This window comes from Daejeonella sp., assembly GCF_049655485.1.
Taxonomy (GTDB): domain Bacteria; phylum Bacteroidota; class Bacteroidia; order Sphingobacteriales; family Sphingobacteriaceae; genus Daejeonella.
In genome coordinates this window covers 1-6,698 of the sequence record NZ_JBASJU010000344.1, presented here as the reverse complement: position 1 = coordinate 6,698, position 6,698 = coordinate 1, and the positions used below count along the sequence as shown (strand labels likewise).

General features: G+C 41.7%; 5 protein-coding genes. 2 read left to right on the top strand and 3 right to left on the bottom strand.

Annotated features, from left to right (window positions below):
* Together WBJ10_RS14035 and purL are read right to left on the bottom strand one after the other, a co-directional pair.
* On the bottom strand, nucleotides 1–218 hold a 218-nt coding region (locus tag WBJ10_RS14035; RefSeq protein WP_424291356.1), incomplete at its 3' end, for a VOC family protein.
* Entirely contained in the window at nucleotides 219–2,441 is a 2,223-nt protein-coding gene (purL, locus tag WBJ10_RS14030) for a phosphoribosylformylglycinamidine synthase subunit PurL (protein WP_424291354.1), read from the bottom strand.
* A gap of 310 nt (nucleotides 2,442–2,751) precedes the next feature.
* Here purL and WBJ10_RS14025 point away from each other — a divergent pair, with 310 nt between their 5' ends.
* Together WBJ10_RS14025 and WBJ10_RS14020 are read left to right on the top strand one after the other, a co-directional pair.
* Nucleotides 2,752–4,926 (top strand): glutamine synthetase III, encoded by a 2,175-nt coding sequence (locus WBJ10_RS14025; RefSeq protein WP_424291352.1) that lies wholly within the window; start codon nucleotides 2,752–2,754, stop codon nucleotides 4,924–4,926.
* A gap of 210 nt (nucleotides 4,927–5,136) precedes the next feature.
* Nucleotides 5,137–6,315 carry an AIR synthase related protein gene (locus WBJ10_RS14020; RefSeq protein WP_424291350.1) on the top strand — a complete coding sequence of 393 codons (1,179 nt, stop codon included), beginning with the start codon at nucleotides 5,137–5,139 and terminating at the stop codon, nucleotides 6,313–6,315.
* A 125-nt stretch (nucleotides 6,316–6,440) separates the two neighbouring features.
* Here the strand turns inward: WBJ10_RS14020 and WBJ10_RS14015 are convergent.
* A partial coding sequence (locus tag WBJ10_RS14015) for a S46 family peptidase (protein ID WP_424291348.1) occupies nucleotides 6,441–6,698 on the bottom strand: 258 nt, incomplete at its 5' end.

Genomic DNA, 6,698 nt, shown 5'->3' with positions numbered 1-6,698 from the left:
GCCTCAGGCCTTGAAGGGCGGGCTGGTGGATCGGGAAAAGAAAACAGCTCTATCTGATAACTTCCATTGACTGAAAGGTCAAGCTTATACGAATCCCGTTCCGATCTATAAACTTCCCTGACTATTTCTAGTCCAAGTACTTCCGCGTAAAAATATTTAGCAACCGTATAATCAGAGCATATAATTGCGATATGATGTATACGGTTGAGCTTTAACATTTACTCGCCAAGAATTTTATGTAAGACGTTATTATATATCTCTTGAGATTCTTTAACTGAACCAAAACTCTCTTCGTCTACAATGAGGGCCCCTGAAGTAACAGTTCCAAGTAAGCTGAACTCAGTTTCAGAAGTCGCCAGGAGTTCAATAAATTCTTCCTGTTGCTCAGCTTTAACAGAAACAACAACCCTTCCCTGAGCTTCGCCAAAAAGAAATGCGTCCTTACGGATGTTTGAATCGGTTTCAATTTCAAACCCAAGTCCGTTTGGCATCGATGATTCAAGGAGCGCTATATATAGGCCGCCGTCTGCAACATCATGGGCTGACTGAATTAGCTTTTGTTTGATTAGCTGTTTGATCACCTGATGCATGGCGTATTCTTTATCAAGATCAAAATGCGGGGCTGGGCAAGCGGTAATACTGTGAAAAGAAGCAAGATACTGTGACGAAGCGATATCGTTTACACTCTCTCCCACTAAATAAATCAGATCGCCGGAGCTTTTAAAATCCGAAGTCATAAATGTACTTCGGTCATCCAGCACTCCTAGCATGCCTATCGTTGGTGTCGGGAAAACTGGCCCCTCGTCAGATGATTGATTATAAAAACTTACGTTTCCGCCCGTAACCGGGGTTTCAAATTTTGTACAAGCACTTCCCATACCTTTTATCGCACCAACAAACTGCCAATAAACTTCAGGTACGTAGGGATTACCAAAATTCAGGCAATTTGTGATTGCCACAGGCTCACCACCTGCACAGGTAATATTTCTTGCAGCTTCCGCGACGGCTATAGCACATCCTGTTTCAGGATCGGCATATACATAGCGGGAATTACAATCAACAGAAAGTGCTATCGCTTTATCAGTTCCTTTCACGCTTACTACGGCAGCATCACTGGGACGGTTAGTAGTCATGGTACTTGTTCCTACCATCGAATCGTATTGATCCGTAACCCATCTCTTTGAAGCGATATTCGGATGTGAGATCAGATGTTCAGCAACCGCTTTTAAATCTGCCGGTTCTTTAACATCCTCAATCCGGAATTTTTGGTTTTCTTTAAAATAAGCGGGTTCTTTATATTCTCTGGTGTAAACCGGAGCTCCACCGCCCAGAACCAGATCATCAGCTGGTACATCAGCAACCAATTCTCCATTCATATAATAATGAAGTCGTTTGGTATCGGTAACCTCTCCGATTATGGCACAATTCAAGTCCCATTTTTCAAATACTGCCTCAACCTCTTTTTCCCTTCCTTTTTCAACAACGATAAGCATCCGCTCCTGCGATTCGGAAAGCAGGATCTCAAAGGGTTTCATATTTTCCTGGCGTACCGGCACAAGATCGAGATCGATTCTCATCCCATGCTCGCCTTTTGCCGACATTTCTGAATTTGAACAAATAATTCCAGCGGCACCCATATCCTGCATCCCGACAACTGCACCGGTTTTTATAACTTCCAGCGTTGCTTCAAGTAAAAGCTTTTCCTGGAAAGGGTCACCTACCTGAACAGCAGGGAGGTCATTAATAGAGTCTTCAGTAATATTTTTAGATGCGAAAGCCGCGCCATGTATCCCATCTTTTCCAGTTGCTGATCCAACAATGTATACCGGATTACCCACACCATAGGATGTAGCAGAAACAGTCTCGCCAGGTTTCACAATCCCAGCAGACATCGCATTAACCAAAGGATTCACAGTGTAACACTCGTCAAAGAATAATTCACCTCCAACGGTCGGGATACCGAATGCATTCCCATAATCGCCGATACCTTTAACAACCCCTTTAATTAACCACTTGGTACGTTCCTGTTCTGGATCTCCAAAGCGTAAAGAATTGAGCTGGGCAATGGGACGGGCACCCATTGTGAAAATATCACGATTTATACCACCTACTCCTGTTGCTGCTCCCTGATATGGTTCCAGAGCTGAAGGATGGTTATGCGATTCTATTTTAAATACACAGGCAATATCATCCCCCAAATCAACCATTCCGGCATTCTCTTCGCCTGCTTTGGCTAACATCCTAGGGCCATCTTTAGGCAAGGTTTTTAGCCAGGTAATGGAATTTTTATAGGAGCAATGCTCGCTCCACATTACCGAGAATATGGATAGTTCAGTGAAATTTGGCGTACGCCCGAGTATCTCTTTTATTTTATCAAATTCCTCGGGAAGAAGACCGAGATCTTTAGCAGTATCTATAGTGGTAAGTTGCAGATTTTCCAATTTATCGTGTTTTTGTTGGGAATGGTCAAAAATAGGAAAGTTTTACGTTTTTTACGTTATACGTTTTACGTTATACGTTTTACAAGGTGCCATGTAAATTGCTCTTTCAATTTTTAGAAATCATTTCATTTTAAATATCCCTTAAAAATGGAAATCCCCAAAACGTACAACGTATAACGCACAACGAACAACTCCTGCTCCCATTTTTCAGTAAATTTTCCATTTTTTATCAGTTTTTTCCAAAATTCCCTTCTTTTTCTCGCACAAAAGACTAATTTTATCGAAAATTTAATTAAAACTTAGCAAAACGATGTCATCTTTAAGATTTCAAGCACTAAATGCGGTTCTTTCCAGAACAACAACTGAGGTAAAAATTCCTTCAGCCAAACCTTCTGAATATTTCAATGTAAATGTCTTCAACCAGAAGAAGATGAAGGATAGTCTGTCGAAAGAAGCATTTAATAGTATTGTACATTCGATAGATTCGGGATCTCCAATTGACAGAGCTATTTCCGAACAGGTAGCTTCTGCGATGAAATCATGGGCTATTGGAAAAGGCGCGACTCATTATACGCACTGGTTTCAACCATTAACAGGTTCCACTGCAGAGAAACATGACTCCTTCTTTGAGCCAGGTTCTGACGGACAAGGTTTAGATAAATTTTCTGGTGAGGCCTTATCGCAGCAAGAGCCGGATGCATCCAGCTTTCCAAATGGCGGTATCCGAAGTACTTTCGAAGCGCGTGGTTATACTGCATGGGATCCTTCATCGCCAGCTTTTATAATGGGTAATACCCTGTGTATCCCAACTGTTTTCGTTTCTTACACGGGTGAAGCATTAGATTACAAAGCTCCTTTATTGAAAGCACTGGGAGTTATGGATAAAGCAGCTGTAGCTGTGGCTCAATATTTCGACAAAAGCATAGAAAAAGTGAATGCTTCCCTGGGTATTGAACAAGAGTATTTCCTGGTTGATCTGGCTTTATTTAATGCTCGTCCCGACTTATACCTTACGGGAAGGACACTATTCGGCCACATGTCGGCGAAAAATCAGCAATTAGATGATCATTATTTCGGCTCTATTCCTGACCGGGTACTGGCATTCATGCAGGAACTGGAGATCGAATCTATTAAACTTGGAATTCCTTTAAAAACCCGCCATAATGAGGTTGCTCCTTCACAGTTTGAGTGTGCACCGATCTACGAGGAAATCAACCTCGCGATCGACCACAATTCCTTATTGATGGATCTGATGGACAAGATTGCTCGTAGACATAATTTCAAAGTTCTCCTTCACGAGAAACCATATGCCGGAATAAACGGTTCAGGTAAACATAATAATTGGTCATTAATAACAAATACAGGCAAAAACCTGCTTGCTCCTGGCAAAACCCCGAAAAACAATCTGATGTTCCTGACTTTCTTTGTGAATACGATCAGGGCTGTTTACGAGTACTCAGATTTATTAAGGGCATCTATTGCATCCGTAAATAATGACCATCGTCTTGGAGCAAATGAGGCTCCTCCAGCAATCATTTCTATGTTTCTTGGAAGCCAGCTTAATGATCTACTGGACGAGATCGAAACATCACGTGTTACGTCTAAGATGAAGCAAGAGCCCGCACTTTGGACTGCAATTCCTAAAGTTCCTCAGATCCTCTTAGATAATACTGACAGAAACCGTACTTCGCCGCTTGCATTTACTGGTAATAAATGGGAACTGCGTGCTGTGGGTTCATCGGCGAACTCTGCAAATCCTATGACCGTACTAAATCTGATCGTTGCTGATCAGCTGAATAAATTTAAAGCTGAAGTTGACAAACTTATCAAGAAAGGCGAGAAAAAGGATGTTGCGCTAATGACCGTTATAAAACGTTACATTAAGGAGTCTAAATCAATCCGATTTGAAGGAAACGGCTACAGCGAGGAATGGGCTCAGGAAGCTGAAAAAAGAGGGCTTTCGAACATTAAAACAACTCCTAAAGCGCTGGATGTACTTTTAGATCCCAAGACTGACAAGCTATTTGAAGAAAACGGAGTGTTCACCAAACGTGAATCTCACGCGCGTCACGAAATCCTCCTTGAAAGTTATTTCAAGAAGCTTCAAATCGAGGCAAGGGTAATGGGCGAATTAGTCGATAACGTGATTATTCCTACAGCAATAAGCTACCAAACAACCCTTATCGAAAACGTGAAAGGCTTAAAGGACATCGGCCTTGGTGCTGATACCTATGAAGCCCAAATGGATATTATTAAGAAGATCTCCGAGCACGTTAACTTCATTAAGACCAACAACAAAAAGATGATCGATGAGCGTAAAAAGGCTAACAATATCGAAGACGTTAGAGATAAATCTATTGCTTACGATGAAAAGGTAAAATCATTCTTTGATCCAATCCGTTACCACGTTGACAAACTGGAGCAGTTAGTTGATGATGCGAAATGGCCATTGCCGAAGTTTAGGGAATTGCTTTTTATAAAGTAGTATGAGGTATGAGGACTGAGGTCTGAGATCTGAAGTCTGAAGTCTGAAGAAAGCCCTGCGTTAGCGGGGCTTTTTTATTGGGATGGTTCCCGGTTCCTTAGCTAAAGTACCGCGCTGAAAAGAATTAGAATGCCAGCAACATTTGCTTTCCAAAAGTATCTACCTGAAAATCGTTGACCAACAACTATCAAAATTCCTTATTTTTGAGCAATGTCTGATCTCAAATACAACCAACGCGGCGTTTCTGCTGATAAAGAAGATGTGCACAACGCCATCAAGAATATAGATAAAGGAATTTTTCCGAAAGCTTTCTGTAAGATCATACCTGACATATTGGGTAAAGATGATGCGTATTGCAATATTATGCATGCTGATGGCGCAGGTACAAAGTCTTCCCTGGCCTACGTGTACTGGAAAGAAACCGGAGATTTATCCGTTTGGAAGGGAATTGCTCAGGATGCTATTATTATGAATCTTGACGACCTGCTTTGCGTGGGTGCCACTGACAATATTCTGCTGTCTTCTACAATCGGGAGGAATAAGAATCTTATTCCGGGAGAGGTAATAGCCGAGATCATCAATGGAACGGAGGAAATACTGCAGGAATTACGGGAACAAGGAATTGGAATCTATTCAACCGGCGGAGAAACCGCTGATGTTGGTGATATCGTAAGGACAATTATAGTCGATTCGACTGTAACCTGCCGGATGAAGCGCTCCGAAATTATTTCGAATGATAGAATCCAGTCTGGCGATGTTATAATTGGCCTCTCATCGTACGGTCAAGCCACTTATGAGAAAGAATATAATGGCGGAATGGGTTCAAATGGACTAACTTCTGCACGGCATGATGTTTTTCATAAATATGTAGCAGAAAAATACCCGGAAAGTTACGATCCGGCTGTGCCTTATGAGCTAATTTTCTCAGGTGGTAAAAAATTGACCGATCAGATCAACACCGTTGGATCTGAAACAGTAACCGCTGGAAAATTGGTACTCTCTCCTACCCGTACATATGCTCCGATCGTTAAACAGGTTTTAAATAAATACCGTGCTGACATTCATGGAATGGTACACTGCAGCGGTGGAGCACAAACAAAAATCCTTCACTTCATTGACGACCTGCACATCATAAAAGATAATTTATTAGAGATACCTCCCCTTTTCCAGCTAATCCATGAGCAATCCGGAACAGATTGGAAAGAGATGTACAAAGTATTTAATATGGGTCATAGAATGGAATTTTATGTTCCCGAAAAAATCGCTCAATATATTATCGATATTTCTAATGAATTCAATGTGCAAGCTCAGATAGTGGGACGGGTCGAGGCCTCGGAGAAAAAGCAGGTGACAATTAAATCTTCCTATGGCGAATTTGTTTATTATTAAAATTGAAACTTATAAAAAAGCCTCGCTGAAATCAGCGAGGCTTTTTTTGTGAGATTGCTTCGTCGTGCCTCCTCGCAAAGACAAGTCCCCATTACGGTGTCATTGCGAGCGTAGTGCGGCAATCCCTACTCTGTCTTTTTCATTATCATCTTATCCTTCGGCATCGGCAATGTATTGCCTCTGATGTCCAATTCAGCGATGATGTTTTTCGCACCACCCAGAACATCAATACACCATAATACGAATCTTGCATCTACTGAAATCGTACGTTTGTATGTTTTATCGAAGGCAATATCACCACTCATTGCTTCCCAATTACCATCAAACGCAATTCCGATAAGTTCGCCATTACCATTCAGCACTGGTGAGCCGGAATTACCTCC